General features: G+C 28.2%; 21 protein-coding genes. 8 read left to right on the top strand and 13 right to left on the bottom strand.

Annotated elements, in window-relative coordinates:
• The first annotated feature begins 70 nt into the window (after positions 1-70).
• Positions 71-790 carry a UTRA domain-containing protein gene (locus CLVI_RS11425; protein ID WP_106060262.1) on the top strand — a complete coding sequence of 240 codons (720 nt, stop codon included), beginning with the start codon at positions 71-73 and terminating at the stop codon, positions 788-790.
• A gap of 8 nt (positions 791-798) precedes the next feature.
• Here CLVI_RS11425 and CLVI_RS11420 read toward each other — a convergent pair whose 3' ends face one another.
• Positions 799-1,902 (bottom strand): C40 family peptidase, encoded by a 1,104-nt coding sequence (locus CLVI_RS11420; protein ID WP_106060261.1) that lies wholly within the window; start codon positions 1,900-1,902, stop codon positions 799-801.
• Between the two features lie 198 nt (positions 1,903-2,100).
• Here CLVI_RS11420 and CLVI_RS11415 point away from each other — a divergent pair, with 198 nt between their 5' ends.
• From CLVI_RS11415 to CLVI_RS11405, 3 genes are all read left to right on the top strand, one after another.
• A complete protein-coding gene (locus CLVI_RS11415) occupies positions 2,101-2,358 on the top strand; it encodes an SHOCT domain-containing protein (protein ID WP_106060260.1) in 258 nt (85 codons plus the stop codon).
• A gap of 93 nt (positions 2,359-2,451) precedes the next feature.
• Positions 2,452-3,147 (top strand): response regulator transcription factor, encoded by a 696-nt coding sequence (locus CLVI_RS11410; protein ID WP_106060259.1) that lies wholly within the window; start codon positions 2,452-2,454, stop codon positions 3,145-3,147.
• A gap of 43 nt (positions 3,148-3,190) precedes the next feature.
• A complete protein-coding gene (locus CLVI_RS11405) occupies positions 3,191-4,600 on the top strand; it encodes a sensor histidine kinase (protein ID WP_106060258.1) in 1,410 nt (469 codons plus the stop codon).
• A gap of 24 nt (positions 4,601-4,624) precedes the next feature.
• Here CLVI_RS11405 and CLVI_RS11400 read toward each other — a convergent pair whose 3' ends face one another.
• From CLVI_RS11400 to CLVI_RS11390, 3 genes are all read right to left on the bottom strand, one after another.
• Complete coding sequence (locus CLVI_RS11400; RefSeq protein WP_242980675.1) at positions 4,625-4,870, bottom strand: SHOCT domain-containing protein; 246 nt, start codon at positions 4,868-4,870, stop codon at positions 4,625-4,627.
• 127 nt (positions 4,871-4,997) lie between these two features.
• Positions 4,998-5,957 (bottom strand): EAL and HDOD domain-containing protein, encoded by a 960-nt coding sequence (locus CLVI_RS11395; protein ID WP_242980674.1) that lies wholly within the window; start codon positions 5,955-5,957, stop codon positions 4,998-5,000.
• A gap of 216 nt (positions 5,958-6,173) precedes the next feature.
• Positions 6,174-6,869: a YczE/YyaS/YitT family protein gene (locus CLVI_RS11390; RefSeq protein ID WP_106060257.1), complete on the bottom strand. Its 696-nt coding sequence runs from the start codon at positions 6,867-6,869 to the stop codon at positions 6,174-6,176.
• A gap of 300 nt (positions 6,870-7,169) precedes the next feature.
• On the opposite strand from CLVI_RS11390, the gene CLVI_RS11385 reads away from it, so the two are divergent.
• From CLVI_RS11385 to CLVI_RS11375, 3 genes are all read left to right on the top strand, one after another.
• The gene (locus CLVI_RS11385) at positions 7,170-7,448 is read left to right on the top strand and encodes a GNAT family N-acetyltransferase (RefSeq protein WP_106060256.1); all 279 of its coding nucleotides are present in this window, start codon (positions 7,170-7,172) and stop codon (positions 7,446-7,448) included.
• A 22-nt stretch (positions 7,449-7,470) separates the two neighbouring features.
• Complete coding sequence (locus CLVI_RS11380) at positions 7,471-7,956, top strand: ferritin-like domain-containing protein (protein ID WP_106060255.1); 486 nt, start codon at positions 7,471-7,473, stop codon at positions 7,954-7,956.
• A 209-nt stretch (positions 7,957-8,165) separates the two neighbouring features.
• The gene (locus CLVI_RS11375) at positions 8,166-9,482 is read left to right on the top strand and encodes a discoidin domain-containing protein (RefSeq protein WP_106060254.1); all 1,317 of its coding nucleotides are present in this window, start codon (positions 8,166-8,168) and stop codon (positions 9,480-9,482) included.
• Between the two features lie 178 nt (positions 9,483-9,660).
• Here CLVI_RS11375 and CLVI_RS11370 read toward each other — a convergent pair whose 3' ends face one another.
• The 9 genes from CLVI_RS11370 to CLVI_RS11330 all read right to left on the bottom strand — a co-directional run bounded on the left by CLVI_RS11370 (position 9,661) and on the right by CLVI_RS11330 (position 18,664).
• Positions 9,661-10,230: a dioxygenase family protein gene (locus CLVI_RS11370; protein ID WP_341458756.1), complete on the bottom strand. Its 570-nt coding sequence runs from the start codon at positions 10,228-10,230 to the stop codon at positions 9,661-9,663.
• The gene (locus tag CLVI_RS18070; protein WP_106060253.1) at positions 10,214-10,435 is read right to left on the bottom strand and encodes a dioxygenase family protein; all 222 of its coding nucleotides are present in this window, start codon (positions 10,433-10,435) and stop codon (positions 10,214-10,216) included. Before CLVI_RS18070 ends, CLVI_RS11370 begins: the two co-directional genes overlap by 17 nt.
• A gap of 39 nt (positions 10,436-10,474) precedes the next feature.
• Complete coding sequence (gene uvsE, locus CLVI_RS11360; protein WP_106060252.1) at positions 10,475-11,731, bottom strand: UV DNA damage repair endonuclease UvsE; 1,257 nt, start codon at positions 11,729-11,731, stop codon at positions 10,475-10,477.
• A gap of 13 nt (positions 11,732-11,744) precedes the next feature.
• Positions 11,745-11,825, bottom strand: coding sequence for a hypothetical protein (locus CLVI_RS17885; protein WP_341458757.1), 81 nt, complete (start codon positions 11,823-11,825; stop codon positions 11,745-11,747).
• Positions 11,826-12,449: 624 nt separating this feature from the next.
• On the bottom strand, positions 12,450-12,890 hold the full coding sequence (locus tag CLVI_RS11350) for a ferritin family protein (RefSeq protein WP_106060251.1): 441 nt from the start codon (positions 12,888-12,890) through the stop codon (positions 12,450-12,452).
• 3 nt (positions 12,891-12,893) lie between these two features.
• Positions 12,894-14,288 (bottom strand): glycosyltransferase family 2 protein, encoded by a 1,395-nt coding sequence (locus tag CLVI_RS11345; RefSeq protein WP_106060250.1) that lies wholly within the window; start codon positions 14,286-14,288, stop codon positions 12,894-12,896.
• Between the two features lie 3 nt (positions 14,289-14,291).
• On the bottom strand, positions 14,292-15,362 hold the full coding sequence (locus CLVI_RS11340; RefSeq protein ID WP_207655373.1) for a HEAT repeat domain-containing protein: 1,071 nt from the start codon (positions 15,360-15,362) through the stop codon (positions 14,292-14,294).
• A 29-nt stretch (positions 15,363-15,391) separates the two neighbouring features.
• Positions 15,392-16,513 carry a hypothetical protein gene (locus tag CLVI_RS11335; protein ID WP_106060248.1) on the bottom strand — a complete coding sequence of 374 codons (1,122 nt, stop codon included), beginning with the start codon at positions 16,511-16,513 and terminating at the stop codon, positions 15,392-15,394.
• A gap of 12 nt (positions 16,514-16,525) precedes the next feature.
• Entirely contained in the window at positions 16,526-18,664 is a 2,139-nt protein-coding gene (locus tag CLVI_RS11330) for a family 2 glycosyl transferase (protein WP_106060247.1), read from the bottom strand.
• Positions 18,665-19,064: 400 nt separating this feature from the next.
• On the opposite strand from CLVI_RS11330, the gene CLVI_RS11325 reads away from it, so the two are divergent.
• Positions 19,065-19,955, top strand: a complete 891-nt coding sequence (locus tag CLVI_RS11325) for an amidase (RefSeq protein WP_146127328.1) — start codon at positions 19,065-19,067, stop codon at positions 19,953-19,955.
• Positions 19,956-20,071 lie beyond the last annotated feature (116 nt).

The following is a 20,071-nucleotide window of genomic DNA, read 5'->3' as shown; positions in this document are numbered from 1 at the left end:
ATGCAGTTAACTTATCTAAAAAAATAAAGTATACTATATATATCGAAGATATTTTAAGGGAGTGTTTTTTTTGCCCAATGTAAAATTTAAAGATATATATCAAGTTTTAAAAGATAATATAGATAATTGTAAATATGATGCTTCAATGATGCTTCCTACAGAAATGGAATTAATTGAAACATTTAGTTGTAGTAGGAATACTGTGAGAAGATCAATTAGTGAATTAAGTAAAGATGGTTATGTTAAAAGCGTTAAAGGTAAAGGAGTTATTATATTAGAGAGTAGAGAATCAATAGAACTTCCTATTGGAAATTTATTAGGGCTACAAGAATTGCATTTTAAAAAGAAATTGACCACTAGTGTTGTGAATTTTTCTAAAATTATTATAGATGAGTCTTTATCAAAGAAAACTGCTTTAAAATTAAATACTGAAGTATACCATCTTCATAGAATTAGATATTTTGATAATGAACCTATAATTCTTGATGTGAATTATTTTAGCTCAGATGTGGTAAAAGATTTGACTATAGAAATAGCTCAAAATTCAATCTATGAATATATTGAAAAAAAGCTCAACACAAAAATCCTTGCCTCAAAAAAGGTTATTGTTGTTGAGCATGCAACTGAATTAGATAAAAACTTTTTAGACTTAGGTACATATGATTGTGTTGCTGTTGTAAAAACATATGCCTATACTGATTCTGGCAAGCTTTTTGAATACACTGAATCTCGCCATAGACCTGATAAATTTGTATTTGTCGAAGCATCATCTATTAGAAAAGTTAAATAATCTCTATATTACTTAACTCTTCTTCCTGTAATATAATCTGTTCTAGTCATTGGTGATATTTTTAATACATCACCAGTTCTTGGTGAATGCATATATGTATTGTTACCTATATATATTCCCATGTGAGTAGGATTGTTATTAGCACCAAAAAACACAAGATCTCCAGCCTGCAAAGCATCTTTTGAAACTTCATATCCATCATTTATTTGATCATAGGTGGTTCTCCCAATGTTAATACCAAAATGAGCATATACGTATTGAGTAAAACCAGAGCAATCAAAACCTGTAGAAGGGCTTGTCCCTCCCCAAAGATAAGGGGTTCCTAAGAAATTAGACGCATAGGCAATTACATTACCATCTGACACAGGTGCTGTCCCTCTTGATACTTCATAACTAGGTGCTTCAGTTCTTATTTTTTTCACCGCATCAATAGTTGGCTGTACTAATGCTTGTGCTTCATTTACCTTGGATGAAAATAATTTTTCTTGCGCTTTAACTTCTTCAATAAGCACTTTTTGGGAAGCGATATCATTGTTTAAACTTACTAATTTATTTTCATTTTCAGTCTCTAATAAAAGTAATTCGTTATGCTTATCTTCAAGGGCAGTTTTCTTATTTTCTACTTCTTCTTTTTTTAGATCTAAGTCACTCATGACTTTTTGATCAATACTTATTATCTTTCTAATTGCTTCTATTCTCGCTATTGCATCACTAAAGCCTTCTGCCTCTAATAACACCTTTAAATAATTAGATTGTCCACTTATATATGTGGACCTTATTCGGTTATCTAATATACCCTGTTGCTTACTTAGTTCTTCTTCAACTTTTATGATTTCTTCTTTAGATTTGTTTATATCCTTTTCCGTTTGGGCTATTCCTTCTTTGTTTTTGTCTATTTCCATCATGAAACCTTCAATTTGACTATCAAGTTTCTCAATGCTTCTTTCAAGTTCCGCTCCTTTGCCCTCTGCATCTTTCAATGCATTTTTGTTTTCTTCCAATTGACTTTGTTGTGTTTGAGCCTCACTGGATACCGGGGCAGCCATTACTGAAATCTGAGTTACCAAAGCTAGGGCCACAGCAAATATAACTGTCTTAGATGTCTTTATCATGTATATCGCTCCTTCTTTTATAGAGTAATAGTTTTTTCTCTTTTGTAAATTCGCTTTAATACTATCCTAAAGATGTGTAGAAATTATGGAGATACTAATTGTGAACGAATTTTTTTCTTCATATTTTCTCCACAATTATAATTTATAATTAAAGTATATTAAGATAACAAATAAAAGTTTATAAAAGGGGGAATTCATATGTTCTGTAGAGGGCTCTTAAATTTTAGATCTGGAAGCTTTGGCGGTTGGGGAATGTATCTAATGATTGGGTTTTGTCTTTTGATGTTTTTAACATTAATTTTCTTCGCTTTCAAACTAATTAAAGCTCATTCACATTCTAAATCTTCAGAATCAAGTGACTCAGCATTAAATATACTAAATGAAAGATATGCACGTGGAGAGATAAGTGATGAAGAATATACTAAAAGAAAAATAATTCTTTCTACTAAAAACTAGGGTTCTCGCCCTAGTTTTTCTATTATTATGTTGGATTAAATTTATTAGTAGAGTAAACTATAAATAACATATTAACGTGCTGGAGTTGAAAAAATGAATGATAAAATTAGAATTTTAATAGTCGATGATGAACAAAAAGTTTTAAATGTAATTGAAGCATATTTACTAAAGGAAGGTTTTGAGGTTTTAACTTCTGTTGATGGAGAAGATGCTTTAAATATCTTTAATAATGAACCACTACATTTAATCATATTAGATTTAATGCTGCCTAAAATATCTGGCGAAGAAGTATGTAATAAAATTAGAGCTACCTCCTCTGTTCCAATTATTATGCTAACAGCAAAAGCTGAAGAAGATAATAAAATAGATGGTCTTACCATTGGCGCAGATGATTATATAACAAAACCCTTCAGCAATAGAGAGCTTGTTAGTCGTGTTAAAGCCATTATTAGACGGACTTATCGAGATAATAACCCCCTAGCTGAGCTATTAATTATTAACAATGGGGATTTAGAGATAAATATTGGGAAAATGCTAATAAAAAAGCAAGGTAAAACTATTAGTTTAACTTCTAATGAATTTAAAATTTTAGTTGCTCTTTTAACTAACCCTGGGCAAATATTTTCAAGAGAGCAATTAGTTAATAAAGCTTTTGGAATAGAATATGATGGGTTTGATCGAACTGTAGATACTCATATTAAAAATATCAGACAAAAGATAGAAGATTACCCTAAAAATCCAAAATATATAATTTCAATATATGGAATGGGGTATAAATTTCAGGGTTAATTTTTAAAATACTGACAACTAGTGAATATGTGAGGTGGATTAAATGAAAATATCCTTAATGAAAAAATTATCTATAGGGTTTCTTGTTACTGCACTTGGTTCTATACTTATTGCAACCTTAGTTTCAAACTATATGATTGGTAAAAAGTTTAACAATTATTTGATTGATGAACATAAAACTAAGATAGATAAAATTGCAACTATAATAGACGGTTTATACGATGAGCAAACAGGCTTTTCAGATAGTAATAAAGAAGAAATACTGAGATATTCTTCTGCAGAAGAGTTATATATTGAAATAAAAGATCTAAATGAAGCAGTTATTTTCAACTCAGGTAGTTCAAATTTACAAAACACAACAATGATGGGTTCGATGATGAATTCAATGATGGATAATTTTTCTGCAATTAAGCCCGGAGAATACACTGAAGATAATTATCCGTTAATTAAAAATAATCAAGAAATGGGTAGCATAGTTTTCGGGTATTATGGCACTTCTTTTCTAAATACAGGAGCACTAACTTTCAAAATGACCTTGAACCAGTCCTTTTTTGTTTCTATTTTTATAGCTTTAATTTTCGGACTAATAATCAGTATATTTCTTTCAAAACAGATATCCTCACCTTTGACAAAGGTAACTATTACAGCAAATAGAGTAAGAAACGGGGATTTAGAAGCTAGATCACATGTTACATCTAAAACCAAAGAAATAGTTGATTTAAATGTTTCAATCAACTATCTTGCTGCAACTTTGCAATCTCAAGAGCTTCTTCGAAAGCGCTTAACTTCAGATATGGCGCATGAGCTTAGAACACCTCTTACAAATTTAAAATCACATATTGAAGCATTACTAGACAAGGTTTGGCAACCCACAGAGGAGATGCTTAAAAGCTTTTATGAAGAAATACAAAGATTAATAAAATTAGTTGAAGGTCTTAACGATATAGCTAAATTAGAACAAACAAATCTAAATTTAAATAAATCGCAATTCAACTTATCCTTAGAACTAGAAAAAATAATAACCTCTTTTGAACCTCTATATAATAATTCAGATTCAAAAATTTATTCAAATTTGATTCCAAATGTGGAAGTATTAATGGATAAAGATAAATTAAAGCAAGTAATGTATAACTTACTTTCAAACTCACTTAAATATTCCAAAATAAATGAAGAAGTTTTATTAACCTTAAAATCTGAAAATGATAGCATTATTATAGAAGTAAAGGATAATGGAATTGGAATTTCTGAAAAGGATTTACCCTTCATCTTTGAAAGATTTTACAGAAGTGATAAGTCTCGTGATAAAACCACAGGGGGTACCGGCATAGGTTTGACTATTGTAAAATCTATTGTTGAATCTCATAAAGGCATAATTAATGTTGATAGTACTTTAGGTTTAGGCAGTACTTTTGTTCTTACATTCCCTAAATCAGTATTAAATCCAGATAAATAAATTATCTGGATTTAATCTTTTTCTTTATATTTTATGATTTAGAAGCATATTTTTTTTATTAATATATTCTTCTTCATTTATTTCTCCAAGAGCAAATCTTTCCTTTAATATATTTAGAGAATTATCACTAGTTACTAACTCTTTAGCATTGTTATCATGACCTTTGTTGTAAAATAGAAATATAAAAACTCCAAGTAAAATTATAGGCATTATCATCATTCCAGACCAGCCTCCCATCATATTATATCCGTATCCACCATATCCCATCATATCTAATCACTCCTCCACATTTGCATTATTTATATATAAATTTGTCTTAATTAATTTATATTTTTATTTTACTACTCAATTGTGGAGGAATTATGAAGCTACTATATGATATTAAGTTAAAAATGACTTAAGCTATAGTCCTTACCCATTCTAAAGAATCAAAATAATTTTTGACAATAATATCTGGTTTAATTGAAAGTTCTTTTGCAAAATCTAACACTCTATTCCAGTCACCCTTTTCATAAGATATAACTAATGACAATATATCATTTAAACTATTATTTTTTGATATCAATGCATCTTTTACTTCGTCAGGTAAATATAGTTCTTTAACAATATTATCTATAGGCGCCCCTAATATTGCATCCATAAGTGAAAATAACCCTGTCATATATGCCATAAATCCTTTATCCCTTATTTTACTATTAATACATAGTTTTTCACAAAATTTAGCTCTTAAAAGACCTAAACTAACAAGTTCTTTTGAGCTATTCTGTTTAAGCTCATTTAGTAATACTACGTAAAGCCATTTTACTATTTCTTTTTTACCAAGCAAAGCAAGCGCATATTTTATACTACTAATTTCATTTTTTAATCCTATAGAAGCGGAATTAATCAATCTTAGAAGCTTATATGATAATCCTACATCTTTTAAAATCAAGCTTTCAATCTCATCGAAATCTACTTCATTTTTGTTTATTTTATCAAGTATTTTAAGTGCAATATATTTATTTGTATTAATACCCTTTGAAGATAATATTTTAGGTTTACTAAAATAATATCCTTGAAAATATTCATATCCATAATTTAATGCTTCATTATATTCTTTAATTGTTTCAACTTTTTCAGCCAAAAATTTTATTCTATTATTACAATTTAATTCTTGTACTATATTTTTTCTTTCTTCACCTTTAGTAATTGAAAAATCAATTTTTATTATATCTGCCAATTTTATTAACTCTTCATATTTACTATGGAAAACAAAATCATCAAGAGCTAAAATATAACCTTTTTCTTTAAGTTCCTTGCACGCATTAATAATCTCATCTGTTGGTTCTACATCCTCTAATATTTCTTGTTGCATCATCACCGTCAATACCTGTATAAGAATTTACATAACTATTTCTAAACAAAAGTTCATATGCAAAAACTTTATTTTTTCGATCAAAAATTGGTTGTCTGGCTATAAAATTTTCCACCGTAATTCCCCCATATTAATAAAAAAGTTTAATTAATTTTACTATTTAAACTCTAATTATTTGCTATACTCTTTAGCTTTTATTATATAATAAAGGTTACCATATTACGATATATTTTTATCATTTTTTACAATTGTTCCTACAAACTTCTCTCCATATGGAAGCATGAATTGTATAAATGGACCAGTAACCAGCATGCATATTATTGTTCCAACTCCAATTACCCCTCCAAATATAAATCCTAGTATTAAAAAACTTCCATCAAGTGCTATTCTAATCCAACGATATTCAATTTTAGTTTTGTCCTTTATTATAAAAGGAATAATATCATTTGGCGCAACACCTAAATTACTTGCTGAAAGTATTGAAAATCCTATTGCTATTATAAAGCACCCTACTAAAACTACCAGGCCTTTAAGTAAGTAGTTATAAGACTCCATTTGAAAATATGATACAGCTTGTACACTAATATCAATTATTGGTCCTACCCCAACAACACAAATTAATGTTCCAATATTTATTTTTTTTCTATCAATCATTAATATTATAGAAAATAATACTACTGATATGATCATATTTGTAATGCCTGGTGTAACTTGTGCAGAACCAGCTATTATTTTAACTAAAGAAAAATCTTTTACCCCAGTTTTATCCAACGTAGAAGCTAGTCCTTGTGTAAACACTGTAAATGGGTCAGAACCGATATTAGTTTTTAAAAATAATGCTACTCCAAGTTGAATAATACTCATTCCAAGAAAGAATAAGATTAATCTCTTAAATACATTTAAATTTTTACTCATAATTTTCTCTCCTCTTTCGTTTTAACTAAATTTATATATTGTAAATAATCACTTTCAAATAAATACATCATTCATTGTACTTTGATGAACTGATTTTGTCAAAGTGCAACTTTGTTTGACATATGTTATATGATACTTTTATGTTTATAAACATACTAATGGAAATTTTCAAAATTTTCAGATAAAACTAAGACTATAATTGCATTGATGTAGAATTATGTATTATACTAATATATATCAGTAACTTTAGTTTAAAAGTTGCATGTATATTTTAATTTTTGATGTAAAAGGAGGGATATTGTGATCAATATTAAAGAAGGTTCAAATAAATTTTATCTAGGTGATAAAGAAGAGACTCCTGATGCAGTAGTAACATATGTTAGGCTTGGAGAGGATAAAATTATAATTGATCATACATTTGTATCAGATGAATTAAGAGGACAGAAAATAGCTCAGCAATTAATAAAAAGAGTGGTAGATTTTGCAAGGCAAGAAAACAAAAAGATTGTGCCACAATGCTCATTCGCACAAAAAGAATTTACAAAAAATAAAGAATATGAAGATGTATTATTTAAATAAATATAATTTGGAGGCTGATTTTATGAACGTTTTAGAATTTGCAATAAAGATGGAACTTGATGGAGAAAAATATTATAATGATCAAGCTAAAATTACTACAGATAGTTCATTAAAAACTGTATTTTTAATACTAGCAAAGGATGAAAATTCTCATGCTAAGATTCTACAAAAAAGGTCTAATAAGCTATCCTACGAATTAGAAAATAATGAAACACTATCTGAAACTAAAAATTTATTCAAAGGAATCAAGGATTTTAAAAGTGATATCAAACAACTTCCTAATCAATTAGATTTATATAGAGTTGCCTTGGAAAAAGAAAAAGAAAGCATAACGCTTTATGAAAAATTGTTATTAGAATCAGAAGATGATGAATCAAAGGAATTCTTTAGTTACCTTCTAAAACAGGAAAAGGAGCACTACGAAATACTTGATGAATTAGTTTTACAATTAAATAAATCTAATGACTGGGTTGAATCAGCTGAATTTGGTATAACTTCAGAAGATTAAATATTTATTAGTACTGTATAACTGGAAATTTTATTTTCAGTTATATTTTTAGATTTCATTCGTTATACATTGGTTTTTTAATACGGACTTTTTTCATTTAATTCCCTTTCCTTCATCCACCTTTATTTCCTCCTTATTTTCTTTTTTCTACTTTTCACCTAAATCGCATATGCATATATTAATGTAAAAGATATAAGGAGACTATTATTATGGGCAGGAAGATTATTGGGTTCATTTTATCATTCATTTTTATTTTAAACACAGTGGAAATTTCAGCTTATTCAGCAGAGACTAACTTGGCGCTCAATAAAACGGTAACACAATCATCTGTTGATTCCATAGGTTATGAAGGTAGTAAAACAGTTGATGGTTCAAAAGATGATAGCCACGAGTGGTACAGCTGGGGTAGGGCGAAGGAATGGCTAAAAATTGATTTAGGTTCAACACACTCGATTAACAAAGCAGTTATATACTGGGGAGCTGGATATGCATCTGGATATAAATTACAAGGTTCTAGTGATGGAACTAAATTTACGGATATCCCAGGAACAATCATAACGAAAGGAACGGGTGGAACAATAACTATTAATTTTACAGATATTTCTTATAGATATGTAAGACTATATACAACAACTGTTCCAACTAGTAACTATGGCCATGAAGTATTGGAATTTGAAATTTATGGAGCTGGAGAAACACCAGCCGGCAATCACAATTATCCAAATAATGTAATTTACATGCCTCATGGATTTTTTTGCACTCAAAAAACGGATGCATTCATTCTTTCAGCATTAAATGAAGTACAGTCATATTCTTTCAATTATGTTATGTGTAATGTTGGTTCATTTGTTGAAAGCGATGGAACAATGCCATCAAGTAATTATACAGACAGTATTGGAAATAATATGCTAGTAAAATGGGTTAAACTTGTACATGCTAAGAATCCCGATATAAAAATTATCGCATATGTAAATGGTACACAAACTCTTGCTGATAATGTTACAGCACATACAAATATGGTGAATGTATGTGAAATGCTTGTAAATACCTTTGGATGTGACGGCGTTCATCTTAACTTTGAGCCACTTTCACATGAAGATGCTATTTTTCTTTCATTAATGAAAAAAATAAAAACAAGAATTGGAAATAAGCATTTATCTGTAGCAGGTCCTGTATCTGAATGGACGTCACCTTTTATAACACAAGTAGCTAATAGTGTTGATATGATTTGTACTATGAATTATGATATGAATTGCAGTAAATCAGATTTTCTATCAGATGTAAAGGCTTCTGTTATAAAATACAGTAAAGCTATGAAAGGAACGAACTGCCAGTTAATACCGCTTCAAGCAGCTTATTCCTCTACTTCTATACATAATATAGCAGTAGAGAATATTGAAAATACTTCAGTTGCCATTGACCAATCGGTAACTGAAGGTTCAAATATTTATGGATCTGGCATATGGTGGTGGTATGAAATGACTGCTGCTGACAAAAAAAACTGGACAACAAAATGGGTAAGATAAATTCACAAAATATTTCAAGAGAAATGCCATCAGCCTAATAATTATGAAATTACAATTTCAACTTATAGGCATAGATTCAGCAATCCTAATTAGTTAAAGCTCAATTTATGCCTATTATAATTGGTAATACTAATTGATGTACACAAGCGCATACATTTAAAATATTCATATTCCTAGTTTATTCAAACAAATAACTTGTCATTGACAATGAACCTAATGTACACGAATCATTGAATATTGTAAGCCTATCGTCTTCCTTTGAAGCACCTAATACATATAAAAGTGGATTATAATGATCAGGTGTATAAAATGCTAATTCAGAAGATTTCCCTGCTGTCTTATAATTAATTACATCCTGATATTGCTTTTGAATAATTTTATTTTTAATATAATTATCAAAATCAATTGCACAAGGGTGACCCCCGTCCATTTCCCAACTTATCTTTGAAAGGTTATGAACAACATTTCCACTTCCAAGTATTAAAACACCCTTCTCACGAAGAGAACTTATTTCTTGTCCTATTTTAAAATGAGTTTCAGCGCTAGCACTACTATCTATACTAAGCTGATATACTGGTATATCTGCCTCTGGATACATTTTGCAAAGCACTGACCATGTTCCATGGTCATAACCCCAGCTATTATCTATCTTTACATCTTTCTTTATTAAATTTTTTGTCAAATGTGCTAATTCAAGTGCCCCCTCAGCCTTATACAGTACTTTGTACAATTCATCTAGAAAATCCATACATGTCATAAACCATTTTCGGATGCGCTTCATCCATTATCCGGCTTCCATCAGTGTACCAGTGTGCTGAAATTGCGAGGATTGCTTTAGGTTTGGGAAATTTGCCAGCTATATCTGTCCAATTCATTGTATACTTGTTATCTTCAATTGCATTCATTGGAGATCCATGTCCTATAAATAATGCTGGCATCTTTTTTATTTTCATGCTTTTGCTCCTTGTATACACTATTTTTTATGTTTATTCTCAAATCGTAAAATAATAAGAATCAAAAAGATAAGATTGCTCATATTTAACAGTCATTTTCCACAGCTTATTTTTTATGGCTTTGTTTGATAATGCCCCTTTTCGATACTCCTCTATACTTTTTAGAAAACTAATTCTTTCTTTATCTGATGCACTTTTTTTAAAATAACCAAAAACGTGTAATGCGGCATTTATAGAAATTCCAATTATAATTTCCTTTTTCATTGCATCTTCTATTAACTTATACATCTCAATAGCGGGATATTCATTTTTGTCTTTAAGCAATTTTCTTATTTCTATATAATGTGAAGGGCAACTTTCTAAAACTTTATATTTATACTTGCTCCATTCAATTTCAAGGTCATTAATCCTTTTATCTCTAGACGTACAATTGATACACTTTAAAGCTGAAAGGTTTTTATCCTTAACTTCAAGCATTATATCAATATCCTTCCGTCCTAATCTTTCATAAAAATCAAGAAATTCCTCAATATCTATTGTACTAGAATGTGCTCCAGCCCTCTTTGAAGTATCTTGCTGTGAATAATGTATTTTTTGATAACCATCCTTTTCATTCCATGTTTTTTTACATTCGTTAATCCAGGTAATTATATCTTTTTCTTTACTATAAGGATTAATTTCATTATGAAGATTATCACAAATAACTGGTATATTCATCTGTATTCCTATCTCTAATACATCCTTTATATTGTAGGATCTATCATCATTTTCAATTACTAACCGATTCTTAACTGACTCATCCAAAGAGCTATAATTAATCATAAATCTACTAATTGCCAGTTTTTTGTCACCATAAACTCCGCCAATGTGTAATACAATTTTATGATTTTTCTCAACTCCAAGACTATCTAATACCTTAGTGTGATATTCTAAATCATCAATAGCTCTATTTACCACATCTACATTTGGGGAATTTAATACAGTATATTGTCCAGGATGCATAGAAACTCTCATACCACTAGCCTGAATTTTCTTCCCAATTCTTGCAAGTTCAGAAGAAAACAGCTCCCACCATTGAAGAGTATTTGCTGGACTTGAACCAAAGGGTATTAAATCAGAAGTCATTCTAAAAAGTTTTATGTTATTTTTAATATTATAATCAATTATGTTTTCAAGTGAATTTAAATTATATGAAATTAAAAACATTAATTTTTCTTCACTTACATTTTTAAGTATGCAACTCTTTAAGTCAGTATTTGGAGCTCCAATAGCTAAACACGCATATCCTATACTCATTTACAAGCTCCCTTCATAATTTATCGCCAACTAAATGTCCAAAAGAATCATTGGTAAGCTTTAATCCGTTTACATCTCCCATAATTACAGAAATAGGTAAATCCTCCTCTAAATCAATATTTTTAACCTCTTCATTAAAAAAAGTTTCTATTTATATACTCCTGTTAATCCATCATGATATGTTATATAATCTAGCTTCCTATCTTTAATAATTTCACCCTTATGTATAATATATTATCCAATCAAAATCATCATTTCTTATACCTGGCAATACCTCAATTACTTTTTTTCGCCTATTATCTCATCTTTCTTCAAACCCATTAATTTTTCAAAAGTCTGATTCACATCTATATATTCAAAATTATTAGAAACTTCATTATCATTTAAAAGTATTTTCTATAGTGTATATCCCGAAAATGCTTTTTTTAATATTTTCGTACTATCTAATTTTTCCACAGCATACCTCCTTAACCATATATAATTAAAAAATTTAGTCATCCTAAATCGTTTTATATTACTTTATATTTCTACATTTTATATTAATATTATAACATATTACATTTCTTTCTATCATAATATTGAAGTTACTATTTGCCATTCTAATTATAAATATCAATATAATAAAAAAAAGATGACCTCTGCTAATACAAAAGTCATCTTTTATGTAATTACCAGTCTTTTTTAATTTCCCTTCACATGTTTATTTATAAACTCTTTTTTAGTTTAGTTTATGTATTTGACTTAAAATATATATCATATGTCTCTTTTCTTCATTTAAAAGTTTCTCAAATATTTTAAATTCATCTGAATCTATTTTGAACATACTTAATAGCTTTGTGTATATTTTAATAGAATTTTTCTCCATTTGTAGCACAAAAATAAAAAAGTCCTTTTCTGTAACGAAATTTATATTTTGGTGTTTAATCTTTATATAATTTGTTTGTTCCTTAAAAAAATCATTTAAATCTTCATTTAATTGTTTATCTTTGGATTTTATATTTTTAGATAGCTTAAGAATACCAGCATTATGTTCTTCTTTAGAAAATTTAATACATATAGATTTTAATTTTCCACTACAGGTTGTTGCAAATTCTTTATATAAATTACCACTGTCTTCTTCATTTTTTGCAAGTTCTAAAAAGCATTCTCCTAAATTCATTTTCTATATCTCCTTATCAAATACGTTTCTTTTTATAGTTCCCCATTGTTTACTTCCTTTTTTAAAATTGAAAAAGGATGTTACTCTCCACCAAACTGTAATCTGCCTATATATAAATTGCTCAAAAAAACTATTTATTACAAGTTCTGTAATTTCCTTAACATTACTATATTTTTTATATGAAAATTGTTCAGATAATATTGCAGCTAATGAAAATAATATCCCATATAGAAATGCCATTAAAAATATAATAATAGAAAATCTAGATAAGGTACCTGTGATAATTGAAACTATCAGCATAATATATCCGATTGATTCAATTATGGGCCCTAACATTTCTACTAAAATAAAGTAAGGAACTGCTAATAGTCCTACTGCACCATATTTAGGATTAAATATCATCTTTCTATGCCTTAAAAACGAATCTGTTAGTCCCCTATGCCATCTTATCCTCTGACTCTTTAATCCCTTTAGCGTATTAGGTGACTGTGTCCAACATACTGCATCTGATGCGAAGTCTATCTTGTATTTTATTTTGTTCTTTCTGAAATACTCATGCATTTTTAAAGTTAGTTCCATATCTTCACCTATTGTTGCACTATAACCTCCAACTTTCATGACAGCAGATTTTTTAAATACCCCAAATGCGCCTGAAACTATAAGTAAAGCATTTATTCTTTCCCATTCAATTCTACTTGTTAAAAATGCTCTGAAATATTCTATTATTTGAAATTTAACTATAAGTTCCTTAGGTAATTTTGTTTTTACAAGTTTTCCATCTCTTATTGTAGATCCATTTGCGATTCTAACTATTCCCCCCACAGCTATAGTTTTTTCATATTTAAGAAATGGCTTCACAATTCTTAACAAAGCATCTTTTTCTATAATACAATCCGCATCTACACCACAAAATAGTGGATATCGTGATATATTTATTCTCGCATTTAAAGCATCAGACTTTCCTCCATTTTCTTTATCTATCAAAACAAGATTGGAAGTTGCAAAGGAGCTATAAACACCTTTTATTTTCTGGCACTTCACTTTCATATTTATATTCGCATCTATTTCTCTTAATTTAAAATATTCAATTATCTTTGATAAAGTATTATCATTTGATCCATCATTAACAACTATTATTTCAAATTCTGGATAATCCAACTCTAAAAGACAAGTTATATTGTCTATTATAGTTACCTCTTCATCATAGGCAGGAACTATTATTGATATAGGTTTTGTATACTTACTTATTATGGTGACATCATTATTTATAGTTTTAATGAAATCTCTTAATTGCCTTGATGATAATATTATTAAAATTATATAAACTATACTTATCACAAAAAAATATACAAGCAAAACTTTACTATATCCTGAAATTATATCAACTAATATATTCATAATTTATACCTCATTATTCTTTATGATTTTATTTACAATGTTGTAAACGTCCTTATTCGAGCTTAGAAAGGAGTATGCTAACTCTGATATGTTCTTATCTTCGCTTTCAAGAGACAAATCTATCAACGCGAAGATGCCCTCTTCTCCCATTGAAATAATAGATTTTACTGCATTAAATCTTATCCACCATTCTTTATCCCTGGTCATTTTCAATAATGTTTCATGTACATTTTGAAAATTAAAATTGCTAAGTCCCTTAGCAACAGCAACCCTCACTTCCCAGTTTTTATTATTTTCATAGATACTAATAAGTTCATCTATATATTTCTCATTTTTACTGTTAGAGATTGCAAGTATAGTTGCTATTTTTATTTCTTTTTCATCCTTTAAAAATTTCAAAAGCCTATCACAGTTTTCTTCTATCTTTATTTCTTGTTTTTGATTAATATTTTTTATGAAAACCACTTTGCCTTCAGCACTTTCTTCTTCTTCTAATAACTCTAACCACTGTCCAAAACTAAGTTCAAATTTATTAAGAATTTCAATAATTCTGTCACTATGAATATTAGAAAAAAGCAATTTTCTTATGACTATAATTTTTTTCTGCAGAGAAATATTCATCATTGATAAGCCAATAAAGCTCATATAACTTATATCTAAATCCTGTGATGAAGAAGTTTCTAATAATCTATTATAAGCAGTCTCAACTTTCATAAAGGCAAGTTTTCTAACATATACTATACTTACTTTTTTTTGGATTTTTTTTATTATGAAGCTATCCAAATCTAGATCTGTAAATTTCTTATTTATATCTAAATCATTTTTTTCTGAATAATCCAACATAATGTCTATGGCCTTATTCTTGCAAAAGTCTTTTTTTAATATTTCTTTTAGTTTTGCTCCTTTATACTCATTTTCAATATAATCTAAAACTTTAGGTTTTAAATTACTTATTACTTTTTCATACCATTTATTCTTTACTTCATCCTTTATTGTTTGATAATAAATTGCAAATAATAAAATTATATTTATACTTATTAGAAAATATATATTTATTATTATAAATGACTTCATATTGTCTGAAAACATAACTTCTTACCTACTTAATTTATATTTTTTATAATATTTTCTATTAATGGATAGTATACATTCCAATAAAAATAATCTTGATTAGTATCTTCATCAAATGTAGTTATTTTATTAAAAAATCTCATTCCGGCTGCATTATAAACTTTTGGTATGGAATTATTGTCTGCAAAGTCTCCTGAAAAATAATAACTTGTATAATTCCCTTTTTTTCTTGTAATTGCTGGAAATTCTACGGGCAAATCATATTTTTTCATTAAAGCTTGTCCTTCTTCTGTTACATCAAGTTTATATTTAGCAAGTACATCTGTATCTTTATCGCTTTGAGTTATTTCAAACCAATAATAATAATTTAACTTGTTTTTAACTTTAAATTCCTCTTGTGCATTGTCAGTAAAAATCACTTTATTAAGCTCTTTTCCTAGTTCTACTCCTTTTCTTAATACAATAATTTCACTTTTTGAATTTACTAAAACTATGCCAGCACCTTTAAAACTCCATTTCAATCCATATTCCATTGCATAATTTTCTTTCATCCAGCTTGTTATTTCAATATTTGTCTCTGAAAGATCAGAAAAATATCTCCCTATCCAATCATTAGATTTCAGTCCAAATATATCTTCAAGGGCTTCTTTAGCTTCTACATCTGTTGTAGTAGTTAAAGTATTAAATTCTCCTATAATAGTATTATCATTTAAGGATTTTTTAATTTTTTCAACCTCATCAACCTTTGTACCCCCATAAATAATTTCTGATTTGTTCCTTGATAAATTGTTTTTATAGAAATCTTCTTTGTATACACCATATGTATCTGCCATGTATATTAGATTAGGATTTATAATCTCTTCTGGCAAATCTTTTATACTATAATTTTCATCTGCTAAAGGGAAAAATCCATAATAACTGTTATCATATTCAAAAGAAGTATTTGAATCTCCATTAGTAATCTTCAAATTATTTAATATCCACATAAAGCCTTTATGTTCTCTATAGCTGTTATCAGGCACGGTTTTATTAATTATTAATACATTAAGATTCTTTGATGGTTCTGTACTCCAAATTATAAAGGGAGATGCTAATATGATTAAACATACTATAATTAGTATAAAAACTTTTTTTATAATTCTTCTCTTTTTCATATTTCCACCTCTCTATTTATATTGGCTAAAAGCATCCTTTAGTATATAATAGGATTCTTTTAATCTTTCATGATAAATAGGATTTTCCCAAGTATCCCAATTGTATAAGTTCATTTCTATATTTTGATCCGCATTAGTGTCACTTGAAATACTAGATCCTACATTTATTCCATCAGTTTTAATTGGCCTTATTCCATCAATTTGCAGATCATTCATGATCATTTTTGTTGATGGATCCATTACATTAATAAGTTGCCAAGGTATTCTTACTTCAACAACATTATCTTTCACATAAAAATCTGCCAAGGAGTTATAGTTCTCATTATTAGGATTTCCATCTCCATAGAGAAGCTTTCCAGTTTCATATTTACTAAATGGTATTTTAACTTTATCTTGAGGTAACTCAAGTTCAATATTTAAAGGTAAATATATAGGGTTAAATTTATCGCTATTTTTTATATCATAATCTTTATCTTGAGTAATTATACTAAGTTGATTTCCATACAAATACTGAAAGCTATCATAATAAGGATCTACAAGTATTTGTGATTTATCCGTTCCATTTATTGATACAATAAAATCAGCATCTTTATTAAAATTTAAGCCATTATAACTTAAATTACCTTGATTCTGTATTGTATCTATAGGTATAAACAAATTATCTTTAGCAAAATCAAAATTTGAACTTTTAACCATAAAATAAAGATAAGTTTCATCAGATTTCACATAAAGTTCAGTGCCATTATTTGTAGAAACAGCGCTAGTACCATCCCAATCATTTATATCTCCATCAACATAACAAGTGCTTTCTTTTTTGCCTGAATCAAAACTTAATAACCCAAAATGTTGTTCATTCGTTTGAGTATTATTCCAATAAGCTCTTCTATCCGCTATATCTAACCCCATAGTATTCCAAGCTCTTTTAAACCATTCATCTTGAAATGCAAATACTATCCCTCCAGCATAACCTTCTTCATAGATATCCTTCAGCATAGCTGCATCCATTTCTCCTTGATCTTTTTCCGAAACATTTCCTTGATTAAATCCTGTATTAATATTCTCATGGGCCTTACCTCGAGAAGCTGGAATTCCAAACTCTGCAACTAAAACAGGTATACTGTGCTCTTTCTTTAAATCTTTTAAATAGGCTCTATATGTATCTATATTCCCATTATTATCTTTGAAATTAGAATATTCCTTTTGATAGTTCATAGAATCTGGATAATACGGGTAAATATGATATGATGCAAAAAGACCTGCCTTAAAAGTATCTTTGCTCTTTATATTTTCCACATTTACGCAAACTTGATCTTCTTCAACGAGTGGTTCATTTGGGTGGCTAAGCATATCAGTAGTAACCCAATTCGTGAAACTTACTGGCCTTTGAATTTTATAGTTTTCAGTTTCATACTCAATACACTCATCCCCTTTAGAACATAAAAAGTTTTCAAAGGGTGAAGCATCCTTACTATATAGATATTTTCCATCATAATTAACATTATCTTTGTTATTATCATTAGTTATAGTTACAAACGCTGGATCCCACTCTATTCCTAGAACATATCCTAAAACGTATTTTGATACATCTTTCTCATAAATACCACAAGCATTGCCTGGTACCTTTTTTATTATTTTATTCCCATGTAAGACATCAATGGTTGTTTCTATTTCTTCTTTAAAATTGCTTTCAATTTGTGGATTATAAGCATCCTTATACTTAGCTATATCCGACTCATTTATCCATACTCCTTGAATTAAATATAAAGTATTCACAGCACTTTCATTATATTCATAAAATGCATCATAAAATTCAGGATTTAATATAGTATAAATTCTAATAGTATTTGAATTCATATCACTGATATATTTAAACCACCTTAAATAATCTTCCTTTGTAATACCAAATTCCCCTGGAAAATATCCCGGTTTTGCTGCCCCCATATTTACACCCATTATAAATTCCTTTTGCCATGTATTATCTTTATAAATATAAAAATTTTCCGCATCAACTTTAGACATGTATTGAATAGAATCCTCATCTTTAAATATATTTTTTGTATCACTGGCGTTACTAAAATATTTTGCATATACTACAAATCCAATTACAATAGATAATATCAATACACTAAGTATAAGAATTTTTTTCTTCATTTTTTTCCATCCTTTATTCTTAAAGTTTCATTTATATAATATTTTCGTCATAAACACTTCTTTAATATTAAAACTCTTATTAATTAATACATAATATTCTACAATTACATTTACTTTCCATACTATATTGTATAGTATCTTATATAATATATTGTTACAATGTTTTTTTTGTATATTATACAAAATTATTTCATATTTTACATTTTTGTTACTTATTTTTTGTTTATTTTAATAAAAACTTGGCGAATAAAGAAGAAACTATCCCATCCATATGCATTAAAATATTTATCTTTATAAATGGATAAATATAGCTATACTTATTATATAGCATGTAATAAATTTAAATTATTTTCAAAAAGGAGAGATTATTATAAAGATAAAAAAATTTCTTTTAGCCATTTTGTTAATTGCAATTCTTATTGTGTCATCAATAACGGCTAAAACTACAAATAGTAAAACCAATAGTTTTATTGAAGATAATGTAAGTTTTTCAACTTGGTTGTGGGATACTTCAGAAATAGTTAACAATTCAGATGCTATAATAAGTTTTTTAGTGAAAAATAACGTTAAAGTTCTTCACCTTCAAATTGATTATAGTATGAACCATGCGAATTACAGAACTTTCATCCGTAAAGCAACAAATAACAATATAATTGTTGAAGCTTTGGATGGGTCACCGGAATGGATTTTAGCAGACGAGCCAACCAGTCAAAACATATTTTTTGACTGGTTAACTAGCTATCAGAAAGCTACACCATCGAATGAGCAGTTTAAAGGCGTTCATCTCGATGTAGAGCCCTATTATAACGATCAATATAACACTAATCCAAATTTAATAATAAGCAAATATCAAAATTTTCTGTTGGCATCAAAAAACAGTTGTAAAGAACTTAATTTAAATTTAGGTATAGATATACCTTTTTGGTTTAATACAGTGCAATATACTACAATCTATGGAAGCGGAAATCTTGCGGAGTGGATATTTGAAAATATAAAGACAGTCTCAATTATGGCATATAGAGATATTGCCACTGAAGACAATGGAATTAATAAAATTATTGAAACTGAAATGAGTTTATGTAATAAATATAATGTAAACGTAACTATATCTGTTGAAACTGTAAATATACCAGATACTCCTTTTGTTACTTTTTTTGAGGAAGGAGAAGCTCATATGAATAATGAATTAAATACTGTTTACCTAAATTATAGAACTAACTCATCTTTCAAGGGCTTTGCTATACATTCTTTGGATAGTTGGGAATATGACCCCTTAGCTGTGAATCGCTAATTTATATTTTATCCTTCTTTTGTCAAATGTAGTTTATATCTAGCAAATACTTCTGAATCTTTATAATTTTCAGTTATTCCAAGCCAATTATAAAATATACCCTATAGCATAAACTT

Origin of the sequence: Clostridium vincentii, from assembly GCF_002995745.1 — a bacterium.
GTDB classification, from domain to species: domain Bacteria; phylum Bacillota; class Clostridia; order Clostridiales; family Clostridiaceae; genus Clostridium; species Clostridium vincentii.
Note: the sequence above shows the minus strand (reverse complement) of the source record. Positions and strands in the feature narration are given on the sequence as shown.